Origin of the sequence: Geomonas anaerohicana, assembly GCF_016458305.1 — a bacterium.
Classification (GTDB): domain Bacteria; phylum Desulfobacterota; class Desulfuromonadia; order Geobacterales; family Geobacteraceae; genus Geomonas; species Geomonas anaerohicana.
This window is the reverse complement of record NZ_JAEMHL010000010.1, coordinates 120,099-141,797: the sequence shown is the minus strand read 5'-3', so window position 1 is coordinate 141,797 and position 21,699 is coordinate 120,099. Positions and strand designations below refer to the sequence as shown.

Genomic DNA, 21,699 nt, shown 5'->3' with positions numbered 1-21,699 from the left:
GATGAGTTATTTGCTGCGCTTCTTCACGATGAAGGCGGTGGACCGCTTGTTGGTGCGCGTCTTGTAGCCCTTGGTGGGGATACCCCACGGGGTTACCGGGTGACGACCACCGGAGGTCCTGCCCTCGCCACCGCCGTGCGGGTGGTCGACCGGGTTCATCGCGACGCCCCTTACGTGCGGGCGGACGCCGAGCCAGCGGGAACGACCGGCCTTGCCGATGGAGACGTTCTCGTGATCCACGTTGCCCACCTGGCCGATAGTGGCCTTGCAGTCCATGAGGATCATGCGGACTTCCGAAGAAGGAAGCTTCACCTGGGCGTACTTGCCTTCCTTGGACATGAGCTGTGCGAAGGTGCCGGCGGAGCGGGCCAGCTGTGCGCCCTTGCCGATCTTCAGCTCGATGTTGTGGATGATGGTACCCAGCGGGATGCACCTGATGGGGAGCGTGTTGCCCGGCTTGATGTCGGCCTGCTCACTGGAGATAACGGTGTCACCCACTTTCAGGGAGAGCGGAGCCAGGATGTAGCGCTTCTCGCCGTCGGCGTAGTTGAGGAGCGCGATGCGTGCGCTGCGGCACGGGTCGTACTCGATGGTGGCAACCTTGGCCGGGATGTCGGTCTTGTCGCGGCGGAAGTCGATGATCCTGTACTTCTGCTTGTGACCGCCACCGACGTTCCTGGAAGTGACGCGGCCGTTCGAGTTCCTGCCGCCGCTCTTCTTGAGGTTCTCAACAAGAGATTTCTCAGGCTTGCAGGCAGTGATCTCCTCGAAGGTCGAGCAGGTCTGAGCCCTTCTACCCGGAGAAGTAGGTTTGTAAGTTTTGATAGCCATTATCTAAATCCCCACAGAATTTTTATGCTTCGAAGAAGTCGACGTTGGAGCCCTCTTTCAGGGTCACGTACGCTTTCTTCCAGTTGGAACGCTTGCCGATGCCCCTCACGGTGCGCTTGGTCTTACCGGCCACGTTGACGGTGTTAACGGCGGCAACCTGCGCGTTGAAGAGCTGCTCGACGGCGGCCTTGATCTCGATCTTGTTGGCGGCGCCGTTCACCACGAAAGCGATGACGTTCTTGTCGTCCTTCTCTACCGTGGTCTTCTCAGTGATGAGCGGTTTCTTTATGACGTCATAGATGTTCATGACTGTAATGCTCCTTCAACACGACGAACGGCGGCCTCGGTAAAGACGACGCTCTGGTATTTCATGATGTCGAAAATATTGAGACCTTCGGGACCCAGCACCTTGACGTTTTTCACATTGCGGGCGGAAAGCTCCAAAACAAGATTCGCAGTATCTGTGATAACGAGCGTCTTGTCAAGGTTAAAAGCATTTAGTACCTCTACAAATGCTTTAGTCTTGATGGAAGGAAGCTCAAAGCTATTGAGAACTGTGATCGCCTCTTTCTTATAGAGCATGGAGAGTGCGCTTCTGAGAGCAGCTTTCCTCGCCTTCTTGTTCATGGAGAGGTTGTATGTCTTCGGTTGCGGACCGAAGGCAACACCGCCGCCCGGGTACTGGGGAGCGCGGCTGCAGCCCTGACGGGCCTGGCCGGTACCCTTCTGCTTGAAGGGCTTCTTGCCGGAGCCGGAAACCGCGGCGCGGTTCTTTACGGCGACGGTGCCCTGCCTGCGGTTAGCGAGCTGGATCTTGACGGCCTCGTGGATCAGGTACTCGCGCACGTCGTCGTTGAAGACGGCGTCGGAGACTTCGATCTCACCGACCTTTGCTTTTTTGATGTCAAATACGTCTAACTTTGCCATGTCTATCTCCAGCCCCCGTTATCTCGTCGCCTTGACGGAGTCCTTGATCAGGACCACGCCGTTGGCGGAACCGGGGATCGCTCCACCGAGCAGAATCAGATTGTCAGCAGCGTCCACGCGTACAACTTTCAGGCGCTGCACGGTCACCTTCTCGTTACCGAGCTGGCCCGGCATCTTCTTGTTCTTGAAAACCCTGGAGGGGGTTGCAGAACAGCCGATGGAGCCCGGGGCGCGGTGGAAACGGGAGCCGTGGCTCGACCGACCGCCTTTGAAGCCCCAGCGCTTGATAACGCCGGCAAAACCCTTACCGATGGAGGTGCCGGTCACGTCGACCAGGTCGCCCTCTGCGAACACGCCGGCTTCGATCACGTCGCCCACGTTGTACGCGCTGGTATCGTCCATGCGCAGTTCGCGGTAGGTGGTGAACACGCCCGCGCCGGCGCCCTTGCAGTGGCCCACCTGGGCCGCGTTGGCCTTGGAGGCGTCCTTCGCACCGAAACCGACCTGGATGGCGCTGTAGCCGTCCTTCTCAACGGTCTTCTTCTGCAGGACGACGCACGGCCCAGCCTCGACGACGGTCACGGCGATGCGCCTGCCGTCCTCGGCAAATATCTGGGTCATGCCCAGTTTTTTCCCAATCAATCCCTTATTCATGGTCGACTTCCTATCCTTGTATTAAAGCTTGATCTCGACGTCCACACCGGCGGAGAGGTCGAGTTTCATCAGAGCGTCGACAGTCTGCTGAGTCGGCTCGAGAATGTCGATCAGGCGCTTGTGGGTCCTGATTTCGAACTGCTCGCGCGACTTCTTGTCGACGTGCGGTCCACGCAGCACGCAGTACTTGTTGATGACGGTCGGCAGCGGAATCGGGCCGGCAACGCGTGCGCCGGTCCTCTTAGCGGTGTCGACGATCTCGCCAACGGAAGTATCAAGGAGCTTGTGGTCGTATGCTTTCAAGCGGATTCTAATTTTCTGACTAGGCATCTCTTCCTCGTGATGAAACAAGTTTTTCAGTTTACAGCCGAAGATTTCCGGGAGGGACACTCGCGTGCCCGCCCGGAAACCCGGACCTGAAAACCGTATGTTTTTCTATTCTTACTCGATGATGGAGGCGACGACCCCTGCACCGACGGTACGGCCGCCTTCGCGGATAGCGAAACGCAGGCCTTCGTCCATTGCGATCGGGGTGATCAGGTTGACGGTTACCGAGACGTTGTCGCCCGGCATAACCATCTCGACACCGGCTTCGAGGTCAACCACGCCGGTAACGTCGGTGGTCCTGAAGTAGAACTGCGGACGGTAGCCGTTGAAGAACGGGGTGTGACGGCCGCCCTCTTCCTTGGACAGGATGTAGGCTTCGGCTTTGAACTTGGTGTGCGGGGTGATGGAGCCCGGCTTGGCGAGAACCTGGCCACGCTCGATCTCCTCACGCTTCACGCCGCGGAGCAGTGCGCCGATGTTGTCGCCGGCACGCCCCTCGTCGAGGAGCTTACGGAACATCTCGACGCCGGTAACGGTGGTCTTGGTGGTGGCCTTGATGCCGACAACCTCGACCTCCTCGCCGACCTTGATGATGCCGCGCTCAACACGACCGGTAGCGACGGTACCACGACCGGAGATGGAGAACACGTCCTCGACCGGCATGAGGAACGGCTTGTCGATAGCGCGCTGCGGCTCCGGGATGTAGGCGTCGACGGCGTCCATCAGCTTCATGATGGCCTGCTCGCCCAGCTCGCCTGCGTCGCCCTCGAGGCCTTTCAGAGCGGAACCCTTGATGATCGGGATATCGTCGCCCGGGAAGTCGTAGGAGGAGAGCAGTTCGCGCACTTCCAGCTCGACCAGCTCGAGGAGCTCCTCGTCGTCCACCATGTCGGCCTTGTTCAGGAACACGACGATGTAGGGGACGCCGACCTGACGTGCGAGCAGGATGTGCTCGCGGGTCTGCGGCATCGGGCCGTCAGCTGCGGAAACAACCAGGATCGCGCCGTCCATCTGCGCTGCACCGGTGATCATGTTCTTTACGTAGTCGGCGTGGCCCGGGCAGTCGACGTGAGCGTAGTGACGCTTGTCGGTCTCGTACTCGACGTGTGCGGTAGCGATGGTGATACCACGCTCGCGCTCTTCCGGTGCGTTGTCGATCTGGTCGAACGCCTTGAACTCGGCCTGGCCTTTGCCTGCGAGCACCTTGGTGATAGCAGCGGTCAGGGTGGTCTTGCCGTGGTCGACGTGGCCGATGGTGCCGATGTTTACATGCGGCTTAGTTCTTTCAAATTTAGCTTTTGCCATTTCGGAATCCTCCTAGTAGGGAAATTGAATTATCTTAGCCTTTGGCCTTCGCAACTATTTCCTCGGCGACCGACTTCGGTACCGGCTCGTAATGATCGAAGGTCATGGAGTAGGTAGCACGACCCTGGGTTGCGGAACGCAGGTCGGTGGAGTAACCGAACATCTGCGCCAGCGGAACCATCGCGGTGACGACCTGGGCGCCTGCGCGGCCTTCCATGCCCATGATGCGGCCACGGCGGGAGTTCAGGTCGCCGATGACGTCGCCCATGTACTCTTCCGGAACCACGACCTCGACGGACATGATCGGCTCGAGGATGATCGGGGCAGCCTTGGCGCAACCCTCTTTGAAGCCCATGGAGCCTGCGATCTTGAACGCCATCTCCGAGGAGTCAACCTCGTGGTAGGAACCGTCGACCAGGGTGACCTTGACGTCGACCACCGGGAAGCCGGCCATGACGCCGTTGTCCAGCGACTCTCTGATACCCTTGTCAACCGCCGGGATGTACTCGCGGGGAACGACGCCGCCCTTGATGGCGTCGACGAACTCGTAGCCCTTGCCGGCCTCCTGCGGCTCAATCTCGAGCCAGACGTGACCGAACTGACCGCGGCCGCCGGACTGACGTACGAACTTCCCTTCAGCCTTGACCTTCTTGGTGATGGTCTCGCGGTAAGCAACCTGCGGCTTGCCGACGTTCGCCTCAACCTTGAACTCGCGGAACAGACGGTCCACGATGATCTCGAGGTGCAGCTCGCCCATGCCGGAGATGATGGTCTGGCCGGTTTCCTCGTCGGTCTTGACGCGGAAGGACGGGTCCTCGGAAGCGAGCTTGCCGAGGGACAGGCCCAGTTTCTCCTGGTCGGCCTTGGTTTTCGGCTCGATGGCGATGGAGATAACCGGCTCCGGGAACTCGATGGACTCGAGGATTACTGCGTGGTCCTCGTCGCACAGGGTGTCGCCGGTGGTGGTGTATTTAAGGCCTACCGCGGCGGCGATGTCGCCGGCGTAGACTTCTTTGATCTCTTCACGCTTGTTGGCGTGCATCTTGAGGATACGGCCGATCCTTTCGCGCTTGCCCTTGGTGGCGTTGTACACGTAGGAACCGGACTGGATCACACCGGAGTAGACGCGGAAGAAGCAGAGCTGCCCCACGAACGGGTCGGTCATGATCTTGAAGCCCAGGGCCGAGAACGGCTCGGAATCGGAAGCGTGGCGCTCGATGGGAGCCTCGGTGTTGGCGTCGACGCCCTGGATAGCCGGGATGTCGGTCGGGGCCGGCATGTAGTCGAGGACCGCGTCGAGCAGGTGCTGCACGCCCTTGTTCTTGAAAGCGGAGCCGCAGATGACCGGGCAGATCTTGATGTCGAGGGTCGCCTGACGAATGGCGGCCTTCAGTTCGGCGTTGGAGATCTCCTCGCCGCCCAGGTATTTCTCCATGAGGGCGTCGTCGTGGGAAGAAACTTCCTCGATCAGGAGTTCACGGTACTCGTTGGCCTGGTCCACGAGATCAGCCGGGATCTCGACCACGTCGTACACGGCACCCATGGTCTCGTCGTTGAAGACGATCCCTTTCATTTCGATCAGGTCGACGAGGCCTTTGTAGTTCTCTTCGGAACCGATCGGGATCTGCAGGGCGACCGGGTTCGCCTTGAGGCGATCCTTGATCATGGCGATGCCACGGAAGAAGTCTGCGCCGATACGGTCCATCTTGTTGATGAACGCGATACGCGGAACGCGGTACTTGTCGGCCTGGCGCCAAACGGTCTCGGACTGGGGCTCAACGCCGCCGACCGAGCAGAACACGGCGACAGCGCCGTCGAGAACACGCAGGGAACGCTCGACCTCGATGGTGAAGTCGACGTGACCCGGGGTGTCGATGATGTTGATGCGGTGCTCTTTCCAGTTGCAGGTGGTAGCAGCGGAGGTGATGGTGATACCACGCTCCTGCTCCTGAGCCATCCAGTCCATGGTAGCGGCGCCGTCATGAACTTCGCCGATCTTATGGGAAACACCGGTGTAGTAGAGAATACGCTCCGTAGTGGTGGTCTTCCCTGCATCTATGTGAGCCATGATCCCGATATTACGGGTCATTTCCAACGAAACCTGACGTGCCACTTACTGTTCCTCCGAGTTGCTTTCTAAGCCTTAAAGGGTGCCGCCTGAAACTACCAGCGGTAATGGGCGAAGGCGCGGTTGGCCTCTGCCATCTTGTGGGTGTCCTCACGCTTCTTCACCGCGGAACCGCGGTTGTTGTAAGCGTCGAGGATCTCGCCGGCGAGTTTGTCAGTGACAGTCTTCTCGCTGCGGGCGTTGGAGTACTTCACCAGCCAGCGCATGGCCAGAGACATGCGGCGCTCCGGACGGACTTCGACCGGAACCTGGTAGGTGGAGCCGCCGACCCTGCGGGACTTGACTTCCAGCATCGGCTTGATGTTGTCGAGGCACTTCTTGAGCACCTTGACCGGCTCGTCGCCGGCCTTGCCGGCCGCGATCTCGAGGGCACCGTAGAGAGCTTTCTCGGCGGTGGACTTCTTGCCGTCCAGCATGATTATATTGATCAGCTTGGCAACCACCCTGTCACCGTATTTCGGATCCGGGAGGATCACCCGCTTTGCTACTTCTCTTCTTCTTGGCATGTCTTAACCTCTCACTTAAAATCGGTTACTTGGGTCTTTCTGCACCGTACGGTTACTTGGGCCTCTTCGCACCGTACTTGGAACGGCTCTTCATACGACCCTTGACGCCGACAGAGTCGAGCGTACCGCGGACGATGTGGTAACGAACACCCGGAAGGTCCTTTACCCTGCCGCCCCTGATCAGGACGACGGAGTGTTCCTGGAGGTTGTGACCAACACCCGGAATGTAGGAGGTCACCTCGACGCCGTTGGTAAGCCTTACCCTGGCGACTTTACGAAGCGCGGAGTTCGGTTTCTTCGGGGTTGTGGTGTAAACCCTGGTGCAAACGCCCCTCTTCTGCGGGCAGCTCCTGAGTGCCGGAGCAGTGGATTTTTCACCCTTTGACTCCCGACCATGACGAATAAGCTGATTAATAGTTGGCATACATTCCTCTCACGCGTTTCTTCTCCGCACGCAGACGTACCCCGCGCGCGGAAGCGACGAAAATAGCAACAACGTACGTGCTTGTCAAGTTTTATTTGATAAAAGTGAGACGCCGGCCAGTGAAGCGAGGAACCCGCTCTCACTGGCCGGATACTGGACTAGGCTTCTTCTTCGTAGATCTCTTCATCTTCCGGTTCAACTGGCTCCGGAATGATTACTGGCTCCTCAGCAACCATGCGCAGGTTGCGGTAAAGAGCCAATCCCGTACCCGCCGGGATCAGGCGGCCCATGATCACGTTTTCCTTCAGACCACGCAGACTGTCGACCTTACCTTCAATTGATGCCTGTGTCAAGACTTTTGTTGTTTCCTGGAAGGAAGCAGCAGAAATAAATGACTCAGTCGAGAGCGATGCCTTGGTTATGCCAAGGAGCAGGGACTCTGCAGTGGCAGGACGCCCGCCTTTCTCCATCGCCTTCTCGTTCTCTTCCTCAAAGACCCAACGCTCGATCTGATCATCGATCAGCAGGTTGGTATCGCCCACATCCTTGACCCTGACGCGGCGCAGCATCTGACGTACGATGGTCTCGATGTGCTTGTCGTTGATCTTGACGCCCTGGAGACGGTAGACCTCCTGGACCTCGTCGACCAGGTACTTGGCCAGTTCTTTCTGACCCAGTACGCGCAGGATGTCGTGCGGGTTGGAGGAGCCGTCCATGAGCGCCTCGCCGGCGCGGACATGGTCCCCTTCGTGGACGCTGATGTGCTTCCCTTTGGGGATGAGGTATTCCTTCGGCTCGCCCACTTCCGGGGTGACGATGACCTTGCGCTTGCCCTTGGCGTCCTTGCCGAAGGCGACCACGCCGTCGATCTCGGTGATGACCGCAAAGTCTTTCGGCTTCCTGGCCTCGAAGAGCTCGGCGACGCGCGGCAGACCACCGGTGATGTCCTTGGTCTTGGTCGTTTCGCGCGGGATCTTGGCGATTACGTCACCCGCAGCGACCACGGTGTCTTCCAGCACGTTGATGTTGGAGCCCACCGGCAGGTAGTAGCGCGCCATGCTCTCGCCGATCTTGGCGGTCTTGCCGGACTCGTCCTTGATGGTGATGCGCGGACGCTTGTCGGCGTCGCGGGTTTCGATGATGACCTTCCTGGAGAGACCGGTGACTTCGTCGACCTGCTCCTCCATTGTGACGCCCTCGATGACATCGCCGAACTTGATGCGGCCGGAGATCTCGGTGAGGATCGGCATGGTGTACGGGTCCCACTCTGCCAGCGACTGCCCCTGGGTGACCTTCTCTTCCGGGCTGACCTTGATCTTGGCGCCGTAGACGATGCCGTACTTCTCGCGCTCGCGCCCGGTCTCGTCCACGATGGCCAGCTCACCGTTACGGTTCATAACGATGTGGTGCCCCTCGGAGTTGGTTACGTAGTGCAGGTTGATGAACTTGGCGTAACCCTCGTTCCTCGCATCCATGGAGGTCTGCTCGGCGCGACGGGATGCGGTACCACCGATGTGGAAGGTACGCATGGTCAGCTGGGTGCCCGGCTCGCCGATGGACTGGGCGGCGATGACGCCGACCGCCTCGCCGCGGTTCACCAGGTGGCCGCGTGCCAGGTCACGACCGTAGCACTTGGCGCAGATGCCGCGACGGCTCTCGCAGGTGAGCACCGAACGGATCTTGACCTTCTCGAGGCCTGCCGCTTCGATCTTGGAAACCAGGGTCTCGTCGATCTCCTGGTTCGCCGCCACCAGCACGTCGCCGGTGACCGGGTCGAGGATGTCGTCCAGGGCCACGCGGCCGAGGATACGGTCGCCGATGTGCTCGATGACCTCGCCACCCTCGGTGAGGGAGGAGACGGTCAGGCCGTCGATGGTGCCGCAATCCTCCTCGGTGATGATGGCGTCCTGGGCGACGTCGACCAGACGGCGGGTGAGGTAACCGGAGTTTGCCGTCTTGAGCGCGGTATCGGCCAGACCTTTACGTGCACCGTGGGTCGAGATGAAGTACTGGAGCACGGTGAGGCCTTCGCGGAAGTTCGCGGTGATCGGGGTCTCGATGATCTCGCCGGACGGCTTGGCCATGAGTCCCCTCATCCCCGCCAGCTGGCGGATCTGCTGGGCGCTACCCCTTGCGCCGGAGTCGGCCATCATGTGGATCGCGTTGAAGGACGGCACCTTCACTTCGTTACCCTGCGGATCGGTGATGGTATCGCGGGAGAGGTTGTCCAGCATCTCTTTCGCGATGTCCTCGGTCGATTTCGCCCAGATGTCGATGACCTTGTTGTAACGCTCGCCGTCGGTGATGAGACCCTCGGTGTACTGGTTCTGGATCTCCTGCACCTCTTCGGTGGCGCGGTTGATGATGGCGGACTTCCCTTCCGGGATGACCATGTCGTTGATGGAGATGGAGATACCCGCCTTCGCCGCGTAGCGGAAGCCGATCGACTTCAGCTTGTCGGCGAGGATGACGGTCTCCTTGTTGCCGGCCAGACGGTAGCAGGTGTCGACCAGGTTGGAGAGCTCCTTCTTGGTCATGACCTTGTTGATGGCCGAGAACGGTACCGCGTCCGGCAGGATCTCGCGCAAGAGCACGCGCCCGACCGTCGTTTCGATGATGGCCGGTTTCTCGTCGCTGACGAGGTTCTTCATCCTTACCTTGATGCGGGCCTGGAGGTGCACCTCGGCCGCGTCCCAGGCGATGGAGACCTCGTCCGGGGAGGCGAATACCTTCCCGTCGCCCTGCGCGAAGTGCTTCTCGCGGGTCATGTAGTAGATGCCGAGGACCATGTCCTGCGACGGCACGATGATCGGCTTGCCGTGCGCCGGCGACAGGATGTTGTTGGTCGACATCATGAGCACGCGTGCCTCCACCTGGCTCTCAACGGAGAGCGGGAGGTGGACGGCCATCTGGTCACCGTCGAAGTCAGCGTTGAAGGCGGTGCAGACCAGCGGGTGGAGTTGGATCGCCTTGCCCTCGATGAGCACCGGCTCGAAGGCCTGGATGCCGAGGCGGTGCAGGGTCGGGGCGCGGTTCAAGAGAACCGGGTGCTCCTTGATGACCTCCTCGAGTACGTCCCAGACTTCCGGCTTCTCTTTCTCCACCATCTTCTTCGCGCTCTTGATGGTGGTGACGAAACCGCGCTCCTCGAGCTTGTTGTAGATGAACGGCTTGAAGAGTTCGAGAGCCATCTTCTTGGGCAGACCGCACTGGTGCAGCCTGAGTTCCGGACCGACGACGATAACGGAACGACCGGAGTAGTCGACGCGCTTACCGAGCAGGTTCTGGCGGAAGCGGCCCGACTTGCCTTTGAGCATGTCGGAGAGCGACTTGAGCGGACGCTTGTTGGGGCCGGCGATGGCGCGGCCGCGGCGGCCGTTGTCGAACAGTGCGTCGACCGCCTCCTGCAGCATGCGCTTCTCGTTCCTGATGATGACCTCGGGGGCCTGCAGTTCCATCAGGCGCTTCAAGCGGTTGTTACGGTTGATGACGCGACGGTACAGGTCGTTCAGGTCGGAAGTCGCGAAGCGGCCGCCGTCGAGCGGTACCAGCGGGCGCAGTTCCGGCGGCAGCACCGGGATGCACTCGAGGATCATCCACTCCGGCTTGTTGCCCGAGTTCTTGAAGGCCTCGATGACCTTGAGGCGCTTGGCGGTCTTCTTGCGCTTGGCCTCGGAGGTCGCCTCCTGCATCTCGATACGGAGCTGCTCGGAGAGCTGATCCAGGTCCATGGAGGTCAGGCAGGTGCGGATTGCCGCGGCGCCCATGCCGGCCTCGAAGCCGTAGTTGTACTCCTCGAGCGCCTTCTGGTACTGGTCCTCGGAGAGCACGGTGCCGAACGGCATGCCGGTTTCCTTCGGATCGGTAACCACGTAGGCCTCGAAGTAGAGCACCTTCTCGAGGTCCTTCAGGGTGATGTCCATCAGGTTGCCGATACGGGACGGCAGGGACTTGAGGAACCAGATGTGCGCCACCGGGGTGGCCAGGTCGATGTGGCCCAGGCGCTCGCGGCGCACCTTGGACGGGATGACCTCGACGCCGCACTTCTCGCAGACGATGCCGCGGTGCTTCATGCGCTTGTACTTGCCGCAGTTGCACTCGTAGTCCTTGGTCGGTCCGAAGATCTTGGCGCAGAAAAGGCCATCGCGCTCCGGCTTGAAGGTGCGGTAGTTGATGGTTTCCGGCTTCTTCACTTCCCCGAAGGAACGCTCGCGGATCTTGTCCGGCGAGGAGATCGAGATCTTGATGGACGAGAAGTGGAGCGGATCTTTCGGCTTATCAAAAAAATTGAAAATATCTTCCAAAGTATTTTCCTCCTTGGCGGTAGGAGTTACGTTATCTGTTTCAAGCTGCGTCGGACGGTCGGACTGTCTGACTCGGACCGGTCGGACTAGTCAGACTAGTCGGACCGGTCCGACAAACAAACCTAGTCCTCTTCGGTCTCCAGGAGTTCCACGTCGAGACCAAGGGACTGCAGTTCCTTGATGAGGACGTTGAACGACTCGGGCAGACCCGGCTCCAGGGTGTGCTTCCCTTTGACGATGGCCTCGTACATCCTGGTGCGGCCGGCAACGTCGTCGGACTTGACGGTGAGGAATTCCTGCAGCGCGTACGCGGCGCCGTAGGCCTCCATCGCCCAGACCTCCATCTCCCCGAGTCGCTGGCCACCGAACTGCGCCTTGCCGCCCAGCGGCTGCTGGGTGACCAGGGAGTAGGGACCGATGCTCCTGGCGTGGATCTTGTCATCGACCAGGTGGTGCAGCTTCAGGAAGTACATGATGCCGACGGTGACCTGGTGCATGAACTTGTCGCCGCTCTTGCCGTCGTACAGGGTGACCTGGCCGGTGGTACTGAAGCCGGCGTGGGTCAGCATCGACTGGATCGACTCCTCGCTCGCCCCCTCGAAGACCGGCGACGACATCGGGATGCCGCGCTTGAGGCGCCGCGCCACGTTGAGAAGCTCCTCCCCTTCCAGGGTGTCGAGGAAGCGGTCCATTTCCGGGTTGTCGTAGACGCCCTTCAGGAACCTCTTGATCTCGTCGTGCGGAGTGTTCTTCTCGAGGAATTCCTCGATCTTCCAGCCAAGACCCTTGGCGCCCCAACCGAGGTGCATCTCGAGGATCTGCCCCACGTTCATACGGGAAGGTACGCCGAGCGGGTTCAGCACGATCTCGACCGGACGGCCGTCTTCCATGTACGGCATGTCCTCTTCCGGAAGGATCCTGGAAACGACACCCTTGTTACCGTGACGGCCTGCCATCTTGTCGCCCACCTGGAGCTTACGCTTGATGGCGATGTAGACCTTGACCATCTTGATGACGCCCGGCGGCAGGTCGTCGCCGCGACGCAGCTTCTGCACCTTGTCGTCGAAGACGTACTTGATGATGTCGATCTGCTGGTTCAGCGTGGACAGGGTCTGGGCCACTTTCTCGTCGATGGTATCGTCATCGGCGATGGAGATCTCGTCCCAGCGGTCCATGGAGAACGACTTCAGCATCTCTTCGGTGATGACTGCCCCTTTCGGGATCAGCACCTTGCCGTCGCTGCCCTCTATCTTCACGGCGGCGGTCTTGCCCACCAGGAGTTTTTTCAGCTTGCCGATGGCCGAGTCGCGGATGATGCGGATCTCGTCCTGCTCGTCCTTCCTGAGACGCTGCTCTTCGGCCTTCTCGATGATCTCGGTACGAGCGTCCTTGTCGGCACCCTTCCTGGAGAAGATCTTGGCGCCGATGACGGTGCCCTCGACCCCCGGCGGAACGCGCAGCGAGGTGTCGCGCACGTCGCCGGCCTTTTCGCCGAAGATGGCGCGCAGCAGCTTCTCTTCCGGAGAAAGCTGGGTCTCGCCTTTCGGGGTGATCTTACCGACCAGGATGTCGCCCGGACGAACCTCGGCGCCGATCCTGATGATGCCCGACTCGTCGAGGTCCTTGAGGGTCTCCTCGCCGAGGTTCGGGATGTCGGAGGTGATCTCTTCCTTGCCGAGCTTGGTGTCGCGGGCCACGGCCTCGAACTCCTCGATGTGGATCGAGGTGTAGCGGTCGTCTTTTACCAGGCGCTCCGAGATGAGGATGGAGTCCTCGTAGTTGTAGCCGCCCCACGGCATGAACGCGATCAGCACGTTCTGGCCCAGGGCCAGTTCGCCCATGTCGGTGGAGGGGCCGTCGGCGATGATGTCGCCGGCCTTGACATGGTCGCCCACCTTCACCACCGGCCTCTGGTTGATGCAGGTGTTCTGGTTGGAACGGGCGAACTTGATCAGGTTGTAGATGTCGACACCGGTGCCGGTGGCATCGTACTGGTCCTCGTCGATCTTGACGACGATGCGGGAAGCATCGACGCTTTCGACCACGCCGTTGTGGCGGGCGACCGAGGAAACCCCGGAGTCACGTGCCACGACGCGCTCCATGCCGGTACCAACCAGCGGGGAGTCGGCACGCAGCAGAGGCACCGCCTGACGCTGCATGTTGGAGCCCATGAGTGCGCGGTTCGCGTCGTCGTTCTCGAGGAACGGGATCAGCGATGCTGCAACCGAGACCAGCTGCATCGGGGCGACGTCCATGAGCTCCAGCTCGTCGCGGCCGACCAGCACGAACTCGCCGGACTTCCTGGCGGAGATGTAGTCGGCGACGAAGCGGCCGGTTTCATCCACGTCGGCGTTGGCCTGGGCGATGGCGTGGCCTTCCTCCTCCAGAGCGGAGAAGAAGCGGACCTCGTCGGTCACCTTGCCTTCGCGGACCACGCGGTACGGCGTCTCGACGAAGCCGTGCTCGTTGATGCGCGCGTAGGTGGAGAGCGACGCGATCAGACCGATGTTCGGACCCTCCGGGGTCTCGATCGGGCAGACGCGGCCGTAGTGAGTCGGGTGTACGTCGCGGACCTCGAAGCCCGCGCGCTCGCGGGTAAGACCGCCCGGTCCAAGGGCCGAGAGACGACGCTTGTGCGTGACCTCGGAGAGCGGGTTGGTCTGGTCCATGAACTGGGACAGCTGCGAGGAACCGAAGAACTCCTTGACCACGGCCGAAACCGGCTTGGAGTTGATCAGGTCGTGCGGCATCAGGTTCTCGACTTCCTGGAGGCTCATGCGCTCTTTGATGGCGCGCTCCATCCTGACCAGGCCGATGCGGTACTGGTTCTCGAGGAGCTCACCAACGGCGCGCACGCGGCGGTTGCCCAGGTGGTCGATGTCGTCGATGTTGCCCTTGCCGTTTTTCAGCTCGATCAGGTAGCGCACCACCTCGAGGATGTCCTCGCGGGTGAGCGTCATGCAGTCAAGCGGCACGTCCACGCCCAGCTTGTAGTTGAGCTTGAGGCGGCCGACGGCGGAGAGGTCGTAACGCTCCGCGTTGAAGAACAGGTTCTCGAACAGAACCAGCGCGCTCTTCAGGGTCGGCGGATCGCCCGGACGCAGACGACGGTAGATCTCGATCAGCGCCTCGTCGGTGGAGCCGATCTTGTCGATCAGGATGGTGTCGCGGAAGCTGGAGGTGACGTGCAGGTTGTCGATGAAGAGCACCTGGAAGGAGGTGATCCCCTTCTGGGTCATTTCCTCGAGCTTGGCCTGGGTGATCTCCTCGTTGCACTCGACCACGATCTCGCCGGTAGCGGGGTCGTAGATGTCGTGGGAAGCGACCTTGCCGACCACTTCCTCCTCGGAAATCGGGATCTCTTTGATGCCGTGCTCCGCCATCTTCCTGAGGGCAGCCTTGGTGAACTTGCGGTTCGCCTTGAGGATGACCTCGGCGGTGCCCGGGTCCACGATGTCCGCGGTGGCCTTCTGGTTGGACAAAAGTTCCGCGTCCACCAGTTTGGTCATGGCGCCGTTCTCGCCGACCTTCACTTCCTCGGACTTGTAGAAGTAATTGATCAGCGCGTCGTTGGAGTAACCAAGTGCCTTGAGCAGCACGGTGGCCGGCATCTTGCGACGCCTGTCTATGCGAACATAAAGGATGTCTTTATGGTCAAATTCAAAGTCAAGCCACGAACCGCGGTACGGGATCACGCGGGCCGAGTAGAGCACCTTGCCACTGGAGTGGGTCTTGCCCTTGTCGTGGTCGTAGAACACGCCCGGCGAGCGGTGCAGCTGGCTCACGATAACGCGCTCGGTGCCGTTTATGATAAAGGTCCCGTTGTCGGTCATCAGCGGGATTTCGCCGAAATAAACCTCCTGCTCCTTGATGTCGCGGATCGATCTGGTACCGGGATCCTTCGCCACGTCCCACACAACCAGCCTTACCTTCACCTTCATCGGTGCGGCAAAGGTCATCCCCCTCTGGTGGCACTCCTCCACGTCGTACTTCGGCGCGCCCAGCGAATACGAAACGTACTCAAGCGAGGCGGTGTCGCTGAAGTCTCTGATCGGGAACACGCTGCGGAACACGGCTTCCAGGCCGGAGTTCTTGCGTGCGTCTACGGGAGTGTCGAGCTGGAGGAATCTCTTGTAGGAATTTTTCTGGATGTCGATGAGGTTCGGTATGTCGATGATCTTGTGGATCTTGGCGAAGTTCTTGCGCAACAGGGGGTTATTCGCGATTGAATAAGCCATATCTTCTCCTTGTGGTGAACGCCTTGGAAGACCTCCACCCCCTTGAATTTCCTGCTGTTCTGGTCGGACGGGGCTGCGGGGTGAAGCGGCCTCAAACTAAAATAGAACAGCCAAGGCCGCAAAAAGCGACCTTGGCTTTGGTAAAGATCGGTGCGAAGCTGCTTACTTAACTTCCACTTCTGCGCCAGCCTCGACCAGCTGCTTCTGTGCGTCGGCAGCTTCTTCTTTGGAGATGCCAGTCTTGACCGGCTGCGGAGCGCCGTCGACCAGGTCCTTGGCTTCTTTGAGGCCCAGGGAGGTCAGGCCGCGAACGACCTTGATGACGCCGATCTTGTTGGCGCCAGCGGACTTCAGGATGACGTCGAACTCGGTCTTCTCTTCAGCAGCTTCAGCAGCGGCAGCCGGAGCGCCAGCAGCAGCAACAGCAACCGGAGCGGCTGCGGATACGCCGAACTTTTCTTCGAGCTCTTTCACGAGGCCGGCAAGTTCGAGGACGGACATGTTCTCAATGAAGCTGATTACTTCTTCTTTGGTGATAGCCATTTCTTTCTCCTCCAGAGAATATTGTTAGATGTTTAAAGCGAAAATTGTCGGTGACTGCGACTAGGCAGCCTTCTGGATCCTGATCTGCTCGAGCGCGCGTACGAAACCGCCCGGAACAGCCGCGAGAACGCGTACGAAGTTGCTTGCCGGTGCCTGCATGCTGCCCAGCATCTTGGCAATAAGCACTTCGCGGCTCGGCAGGTCTGCCAGAGCCTGGATCTCAGCCACGTTGATGGTCTTGCCGGTGAGCACGCCAGCTTTCAAGGTAAACGGGTTAGTGTTTTCCTTGTTGAAGCGGGACAGCACCTTGGCCGCCGCGACGGGATCGTCGTAGCAAAGGGCGATAGCGGTGGGGCCTGCGTAGTACTGCGACAGACCTTCCTTGTCGGTCCCCTTGGAAGCGATCTCGAGCAGGGTGTTCTTGACGACCTTGTACTCCGCGTTGGCTTTCCTAAGCTCGTTTCTGAGCTCGGTGGCCTGGCCGACGTTCATCCCGCGGAAATCCGCGAGGAATACCGCCTGCGCCTTGAGGAGCTTGTCGTGCATTTCGGCAACAAGTTCTTGCTTGTTTTCCTTATTCAAGCGCCTTCCTCCTTTCTTTTGGTATACGGGTACGGAACCCCGCCAAAGTCAGGAAGTTGCGGAACGTGCATTTTCGCGCAACATCTGCAAGTCTCGGTTGGCCGCCCGGAAGCGTTTAAGCGCCGACGATACAACTGGCACACCCACTGTCTTTGACTTTGGCTTTACAGCTAGTACTGCTCTTTATTTCAAGATCGCGCTGATGTCAGCGAGATCGATGGTGACGCCCGGGCCCATGGTGGAGGACACGGCAACCTTCTTCATGTAGGTCCCTTTTGCAGCAGCCGGCTTTGCCTTCTGGAGTGCTTCCACCAGGGCAACCACGTTCTGCCTCAGGGTCTCGGCGGTGAAGGAGACCTTGCCCACCGGGGCATGGATGATACCAGCCTTCTCAACGCGGAACTCGACCTTACCGGACTTGGACTCCTTGATGGCGCGGGCCAGGTCGAAGGTCACGGTGCCGACCTTCGGGTTCGGCATCAGGCCGCGGGGTCCGAGGAGCTTACCGATCTTACCGACCACACCCATCATGTCCGGGGTAGCGATGGCGGTGTCGAACTCGAACCAGCCTTCCTGAATCTTGGCGACCAGGTCGTCGGCACCGACGTAATCGGCACCGGCCTCACGGGCCTCCTTCTCCTTCTCACCCTTGGCGAAGACCAGGACGCGCACGTCCTTGCCGAGACCGTTGGGGAGCACCACGGCGCCGCGGACCATCTGGTCGGCGTGACGCGGGTCAACGCCCAGCTTCACCACCAGGTCGACGGTCTCGTCGAACTTCGCATAAGCCGCGCTCTTCACGAGCTCAAGGCCGTCGGTCAGGGGATAGGTTTTGGTCCTGTCGACCTTGGCGCGAGCCTCTTTAAGCTTTTTTGTCATAGACATTTCTGATAACCCTCTCTTTAACTTAAGCTATTTCAACGCCCATGCTGCGCGCGGTACCTTCGATGGTCTTCATGGCAGCCTCAAGGCTCGCGGCATTGAGGTCGGGCATCTTCTTGGTAGCGATCTCGCGTACCTGCTCCTTGGTCAGCTTGCCCACCTTGGTCTTGTTGGGGGTAGCGGAACCGCTCTGGAGGCCGAGAGCTTTCTTGATGAGAACCGGAGCCGGCGGAGTCTTGGTGATGAAGGTGAAGGACCTGTCGGCGTAGACAGTGATGACGACCGGAGTGATGGTCCCTTCGTCTGCCTGGGTCTTCGCATTGAAGGCCTTGCAGAATTCCATGATGTTGACGCCGTGCTGACCGAGTGCGGGACCGATCGGGGGAGACGGGTTTGCCTTCCCTGCGGGTACCTGCAGCTTTATGTAACCGGTGATCTTTTTCGCCATTTTCCTACTCCTTTTTCATTCCTTCGAACTGCCGGAAGCTTCTATCAATAACAGAGGGTCGCCCCTACTGCTTTTCTACCTGCATAAACTCGAGCTCGACCGGAGTCGCGCGCCCGAAGATGCTTACCATGACCTTGAGTTTCCCCTTGTCCGGCTTGACGTCCTCGACCACACCCGAGAAGTTGAGGAAAGGACCGTCGATGACCCTGACCGTCTCGCCCACTTCGAAGAGAACCTTGGGACGGGGCTTTTCAGCACCCTCTTCCATCCTCTTGGTGATCTTGTTGACTTCGTCGTCCGGGATCGGGAAGGGATTATTGCCACCGACGAACCCGGTAACCTTCGCGGTCTCTTTGACCACGTGCCAGGTGTCGTCGTTCAGTTCCATGTTCACCAGGATGTATCCGGGGAAGAACTTCCTGGAAGAAGTCTTCTTCTCCCCCTTCTTAAGTTCGACGACGGTTTCGCACGGGATCAGGATCTCGCCGAAGAACTCCTCCATCTCGAGATTCTTGATGCGCTCTGCCAGAGAGAGTCGCACCTTGTTCTCGAAGCCGGAGTAGGTATGTACGCCGTACCATTTGTGTGCCATTTGATGAGTCCTCTAGCGGAGAATCGACTTGATAAGCTTAGTAAGGACCACGTCGCAGACGCCAAGGTAAAGTGAGATGATCACGATGATGACGACAACTACCTGAGCAGTAGAGAAGGTCTCTTTACGGGTCGGCCAAGTTACCTTGGCGAGCTCCGCCTGTACATCCTCAAAAAAAGTCTTGGCTTTCGCGAGCACTTGTCACTCCTCACTTCGTGAAGATAAAAAAAATGGCAGGCCAGGAGGGATTCGAACCCCCAACACCCGGTTTTGGAGACCGGTGCTCTAGCCGTTAGAGCTACTGGCCTGCGGCGGGGGTTCCCTGACAGTTCAGGGAACCCCAAGTCAAATTATTTGGTTTCCTTGTGCGGCGTGTGCTTCTGGCAGAAGCGGCAGTACTTGTTGAACTCCAGCTTCTGAGGCGTATTCTTCTTGTTCTTCGTGGTGGTATAGTTACGCTGTTTGCACTCGGTGCAGCCAAGGGTGATGATGTCTCTAGGCATTTTCTTTCGTCCTTTTCAAACTATTTTCTTGTCCCGATACTTCCGGAACTCAAAGAACCCGTCAGGTCCTACTCGATGATGGAGGCGACGACGCCTGCACCGACGGTACGGCCGCCTTCGCGGATAGCGAAACGCAGGCCTTCGTCCATTGCGATCGGGGTGATCAGGTTGACGGTTACCGAGACGTTGTCGCCCGGCATAACCATCTCGACACCGGCTTCGAGGTCAACCACGCCGGTAACGTCGGTGGTCCTGAAGTAGAACTGCGGACGGTAGCCGTTGAAGAACGGGGTGTGACGGCCGCCCTCTTCCTTGGACAGGATGTAGGCTTCGGCTTTGAACTTGGTGTGCGGGGTGATGGAGCCCGGCTTGGCGAGAACCTGGCCACGCTCGATCTCTTCACGCTTCACGCCGCGGAGCAGTGCGCCGATGTTGTCGCCTGCACGCCCCTCGTCGAGGAGCTTACGGAACATCTCGACGCCGGTAACGGTGGTCTTGGTGGTGGCCTTGATGCCGACAACCTCGACCTCTTCGCCGACCTTGATGATGCCGCGCTCAACACGACCGGTGGCAACGGTACCACGACCGGAGATGGAGAACACGTCCTCGACCGGCATCAGGAACGGCTTGTCGATAGCACGCTGCGGCTCCGGGATGTAGGCGTCGACGGCGTCCATCAGCTTCATGATGGCCTGCTCGCCCAGCTCGCCTGCATCGCCCTCGAGGCCTTTCAGAGCGGAACCCTTGATGATCGGGATATCGTCGCCCGGGAAGTCGTAGGAGGAGAGCAGTTCGCGCACTTCCAGCTCGACCAGCTCGAGGAGCTCCTCGTCGTCCACCATGTCGGCCTTGTTCAGGAACACGACGATGTAGGGGACGCCGACCTGACGCGCGAGCAGGATGTGCTCACGGGTCTGCGGCATCGGGCCGTCAGCTGCGGAAACAACCAGGATCGCGCCGTCCATCTGCGCTGCACCGGTGATCATGTTCTTTACGTAGTCGGCGTGGCCCGGGCAGTCGACGTGTGCGTAGTGACGCTTGTCGGTCTCGTACTCGACGTGTGCGGTAGCGATGGTGATACCACGCTCACGCTCTTCCGGTGCGTTGTCGATCTGGTCGAACGCCTTGAACTCGGCCTGGCCTTTGCCGGCGAGCACCTTGGTGATAGCTGCGGTCAGGGTGGTCTTGCCGTGGTCGACGTGACCGATGGTCCCTATGTTCACATGCGGTTTAGTTCTTTCGAATTTAGCTTTAGCCATGAGGAATCCTCCCTGATGTTTCTACTACAGCTGTTATGTGAATGCTTTTTCTAGAAGGGGATGGAGCCCACAACCGGATTCGAACCGGTGACCTCTTCCTTACCAAGGAAGTGCTCTACCTACTGAGCTATGTGGGCGTATTCTGTTTTGGAGCGGGAAACGGGACTCGAACCCGCGACCCTCAGCTTGGAAGGCTGATGCTCTAGCCAACTGAGCTATTCCCGCCAATTCCCTGCTCTGAAGTTTTTTGACTCGATTTGCACTCCACTCAACCAGTACCAGCGACCGTCAGGTCTCCTGATTTGAGCAGATGCTCATCTCATCTGAAGTTTGTATGGTGGAGGGAGGAGGATTCGAACCTCCGAAGTCGATGACGACAGATTTACAGTCTGTTCCCTTTGGCCGCTCGGGAATCCCTCCAGACAGAAGTGAGGCTATTAACTTTTCAATCTGGAGCTGACGATGGGACTCGAACCCGCAACCTGCTGATTACAAGTCAGCTGCTCTACCAATTGAGCTACGCCAGCTGATTCGCTACCATCCGCTACCAATCTCGCTGCGCACCCAGTGTTGCGAAGCGAATCCCTGTTCTAAAGCAAAAGGGTCTCGGTGTCAACATCTTTTTTTCAGCGTGCGAATTATTTTTCAAAGGGCAGCGTATACGGCTGAAGCACTCCATCGACTTGCCGCCGTGGCGGGCAAGAGTCCGACACTATAGCAACACTTCATTCTCAATGCAACCTCATTTTTGCATCAACTTGCCGCCGCAGCATTTTTTTCGCCCTTTACCGGCTACGCCTCCCCCACTACACCAGACACGGGTACAGTTCCCCCGGTTTGCGGCAGTTACAGCGACAGTTTCCAGCAATTGTCATGGTTACAAATCACTTTTCCTGTGTCTGTACTCATCGATGAGGCACCGCTATAGTTGACTCACCTAAAGAAAAGGGAGGACGCTATGGAATGCTCGCTAGGGAAAGGGGAACTGTTGAGTCTGACAGGTGGGCCGCACGGTCTCACGCTGCGCTGTCTCACCGGAACCATCTGGCTCACCAAGGGAGACGGCAGGGATTATCTCGTGCGCAGGGGGAACAGCTTCGTGTTGGCCAAGGGGGAATCGGCCCTGGCGGAAGCCCTGGAAGCGGCGGAACTGCAGATGAAAGCAGCGGGCGTGATGCAGGAAAGCAGGTCCGCGCTGGCCGCGCAGCCGGCCGGACCATTCCTGCCGCGACTTCTCTAAAGAAAA

General features: G+C 59.4%; 20 protein-coding genes and 5 tRNA genes. 1 reads left to right on the top strand and 24 read right to left on the bottom strand.

Annotation, left to right across the window (positions count from 1 at the left end; genetic code table 11):
• Positions 1-6: 6 nt before the first annotated feature.
• From rplB to JFN91_RS17320, 24 genes are all read right to left on the bottom strand, one after another.
• Positions 7-831, bottom strand: coding sequence for a 50S ribosomal protein L2 (rplB, locus tag JFN91_RS17435; protein WP_183350969.1), 825 nt, complete (start codon positions 829-831; stop codon positions 7-9).
• A gap of 22 nt (positions 832-853) precedes the next feature.
• The gene (locus JFN91_RS17430; RefSeq protein ID WP_129128541.1) at positions 854-1,138 is read right to left on the bottom strand and encodes a 50S ribosomal protein L23; all 285 of its coding nucleotides are present in this window, start codon (positions 1,136-1,138) and stop codon (positions 854-856) included.
• A complete protein-coding gene (gene rplD, locus JFN91_RS17425) occupies positions 1,135-1,758 on the bottom strand; it encodes a 50S ribosomal protein L4 (protein WP_199390452.1) in 624 nt (207 codons plus the stop codon). The genes JFN91_RS17430 and rplD overlap by 4 nt, the downstream gene beginning before the upstream one ends.
• Before the next feature lie 18 nt (positions 1,759-1,776).
• A complete protein-coding gene (gene rplC / locus JFN91_RS17420) occupies positions 1,777-2,412 on the bottom strand; it encodes a 50S ribosomal protein L3 (RefSeq protein WP_183350963.1) in 636 nt (211 codons plus the stop codon).
• A 21-nt stretch (positions 2,413-2,433) separates the two neighbouring features.
• Positions 2,434-2,742, bottom strand: coding sequence for a 30S ribosomal protein S10 (rpsJ, locus tag JFN91_RS17415; protein WP_012529365.1), 309 nt, complete (start codon positions 2,740-2,742; stop codon positions 2,434-2,436).
• A gap of 111 nt (positions 2,743-2,853) precedes the next feature.
• On the bottom strand, positions 2,854-4,044 hold the full coding sequence (gene tuf / locus JFN91_RS17410) for an elongation factor Tu (RefSeq protein ID WP_199390445.1): 1,191 nt from the start codon (positions 4,042-4,044) through the stop codon (positions 2,854-2,856).
• A gap of 34 nt (positions 4,045-4,078) precedes the next feature.
• On the bottom strand, positions 4,079-6,157 hold the full coding sequence (gene fusA, locus JFN91_RS17405) for an elongation factor G (protein ID WP_199390451.1): 2,079 nt from the start codon (positions 6,155-6,157) through the stop codon (positions 4,079-4,081).
• 50 nt (positions 6,158-6,207) lie between these two features.
• Positions 6,208-6,678 (bottom strand): 30S ribosomal protein S7, encoded by a 471-nt coding sequence (rpsG, locus tag JFN91_RS17400; RefSeq protein ID WP_129128342.1) that lies wholly within the window; start codon positions 6,676-6,678, stop codon positions 6,208-6,210.
• A gap of 52 nt (positions 6,679-6,730) precedes the next feature.
• Positions 6,731-7,102, bottom strand: a complete 372-nt coding sequence (rpsL, locus tag JFN91_RS17395) for a 30S ribosomal protein S12 (protein WP_015719175.1) — start codon at positions 7,100-7,102, stop codon at positions 6,731-6,733.
• Positions 7,103-7,260: 158 nt separating this feature from the next.
• Positions 7,261-11,406 (bottom strand): DNA-directed RNA polymerase subunit beta', encoded by a 4,146-nt coding sequence (gene rpoC / locus JFN91_RS17390; RefSeq protein WP_199390450.1) that lies wholly within the window; start codon positions 11,404-11,406, stop codon positions 7,261-7,263.
• Positions 11,407-11,528: 122 nt separating this feature from the next.
• Positions 11,529-15,644 carry a DNA-directed RNA polymerase subunit beta gene (gene rpoB / locus JFN91_RS17385; protein ID WP_199390449.1) on the bottom strand — a complete coding sequence of 1,372 codons (4,116 nt, stop codon included), beginning with the start codon at positions 15,642-15,644 and terminating at the stop codon, positions 11,529-11,531.
• Between the two features lie 162 nt (positions 15,645-15,806).
• Positions 15,807-16,187 (bottom strand): 50S ribosomal protein L7/L12, encoded by a 381-nt coding sequence (gene rplL, locus JFN91_RS17380; protein ID WP_183350953.1) that lies wholly within the window; start codon positions 16,185-16,187, stop codon positions 15,807-15,809.
• A gap of 60 nt (positions 16,188-16,247) precedes the next feature.
• Complete coding sequence (rplJ, locus tag JFN91_RS17375; RefSeq protein WP_199390448.1) at positions 16,248-16,769, bottom strand: 50S ribosomal protein L10; 522 nt, start codon at positions 16,767-16,769, stop codon at positions 16,248-16,250.
• 183 nt (positions 16,770-16,952) lie between these two features.
• A complete protein-coding gene (gene rplA, locus JFN91_RS17370; RefSeq protein ID WP_199390447.1) occupies positions 16,953-17,654 on the bottom strand; it encodes a 50S ribosomal protein L1 in 702 nt (233 codons plus the stop codon).
• A gap of 22 nt (positions 17,655-17,676) precedes the next feature.
• Positions 17,677-18,099, bottom strand: coding sequence for a 50S ribosomal protein L11 (rplK, locus tag JFN91_RS17365; RefSeq protein WP_183350948.1), 423 nt, complete (start codon positions 18,097-18,099; stop codon positions 17,677-17,679).
• A gap of 64 nt (positions 18,100-18,163) precedes the next feature.
• The gene (nusG, locus tag JFN91_RS17360) at positions 18,164-18,691 is read right to left on the bottom strand and encodes a transcription termination/antitermination protein NusG (RefSeq protein WP_183350946.1); all 528 of its coding nucleotides are present in this window, start codon (positions 18,689-18,691) and stop codon (positions 18,164-18,166) included.
• Between the two features lie 12 nt (positions 18,692-18,703).
• Positions 18,704-18,889, bottom strand: coding sequence for a preprotein translocase subunit SecE (gene secE, locus JFN91_RS17355; protein WP_199390446.1), 186 nt, complete (start codon positions 18,887-18,889; stop codon positions 18,704-18,706).
• Between the two features lie 33 nt (positions 18,890-18,922).
• Positions 18,923-18,999: transfer RNA gene (locus tag JFN91_RS17350), tRNA-Trp, on the bottom strand.
• Between the two features lie 42 nt (positions 19,000-19,041).
• A complete protein-coding gene (rpmG, locus tag JFN91_RS17345; RefSeq protein WP_183350942.1) occupies positions 19,042-19,194 on the bottom strand; it encodes a 50S ribosomal protein L33 in 153 nt (50 codons plus the stop codon).
• Positions 19,195-19,262: 68 nt separating this feature from the next.
• Entirely contained in the window at positions 19,263-20,453 is a 1,191-nt protein-coding gene (gene tuf, locus JFN91_RS17340; RefSeq protein WP_199390445.1) for an elongation factor Tu, read from the bottom strand.
• Between the two features lie 61 nt (positions 20,454-20,514).
• Positions 20,515-20,590 (bottom strand) — tRNA-Thr (locus JFN91_RS17335).
• Positions 20,591-20,601: 11 nt separating this feature from the next.
• Positions 20,602-20,678 (bottom strand) — tRNA-Gly (locus JFN91_RS17330).
• 110 nt (positions 20,679-20,788) lie between these two features.
• Positions 20,789-20,873, bottom strand: a tRNA-Tyr gene (locus JFN91_RS17325).
• 31 nt (positions 20,874-20,904) lie between these two features.
• Positions 20,905-20,980 (bottom strand) — tRNA-Thr (locus tag JFN91_RS17320).
• A 431-nt stretch (positions 20,981-21,411) separates the two neighbouring features.
• On the opposite strand from JFN91_RS17320, the gene JFN91_RS17315 reads away from it, so the two are divergent.
• Positions 21,412-21,693 carry a DUF2917 domain-containing protein gene (locus JFN91_RS17315; protein ID WP_199390444.1) on the top strand — a complete coding sequence of 94 codons (282 nt, stop codon included), beginning with the start codon at positions 21,412-21,414 and terminating at the stop codon, positions 21,691-21,693.
• The last annotated feature ends 6 nt before the right edge of the window (positions 21,694-21,699 follow it).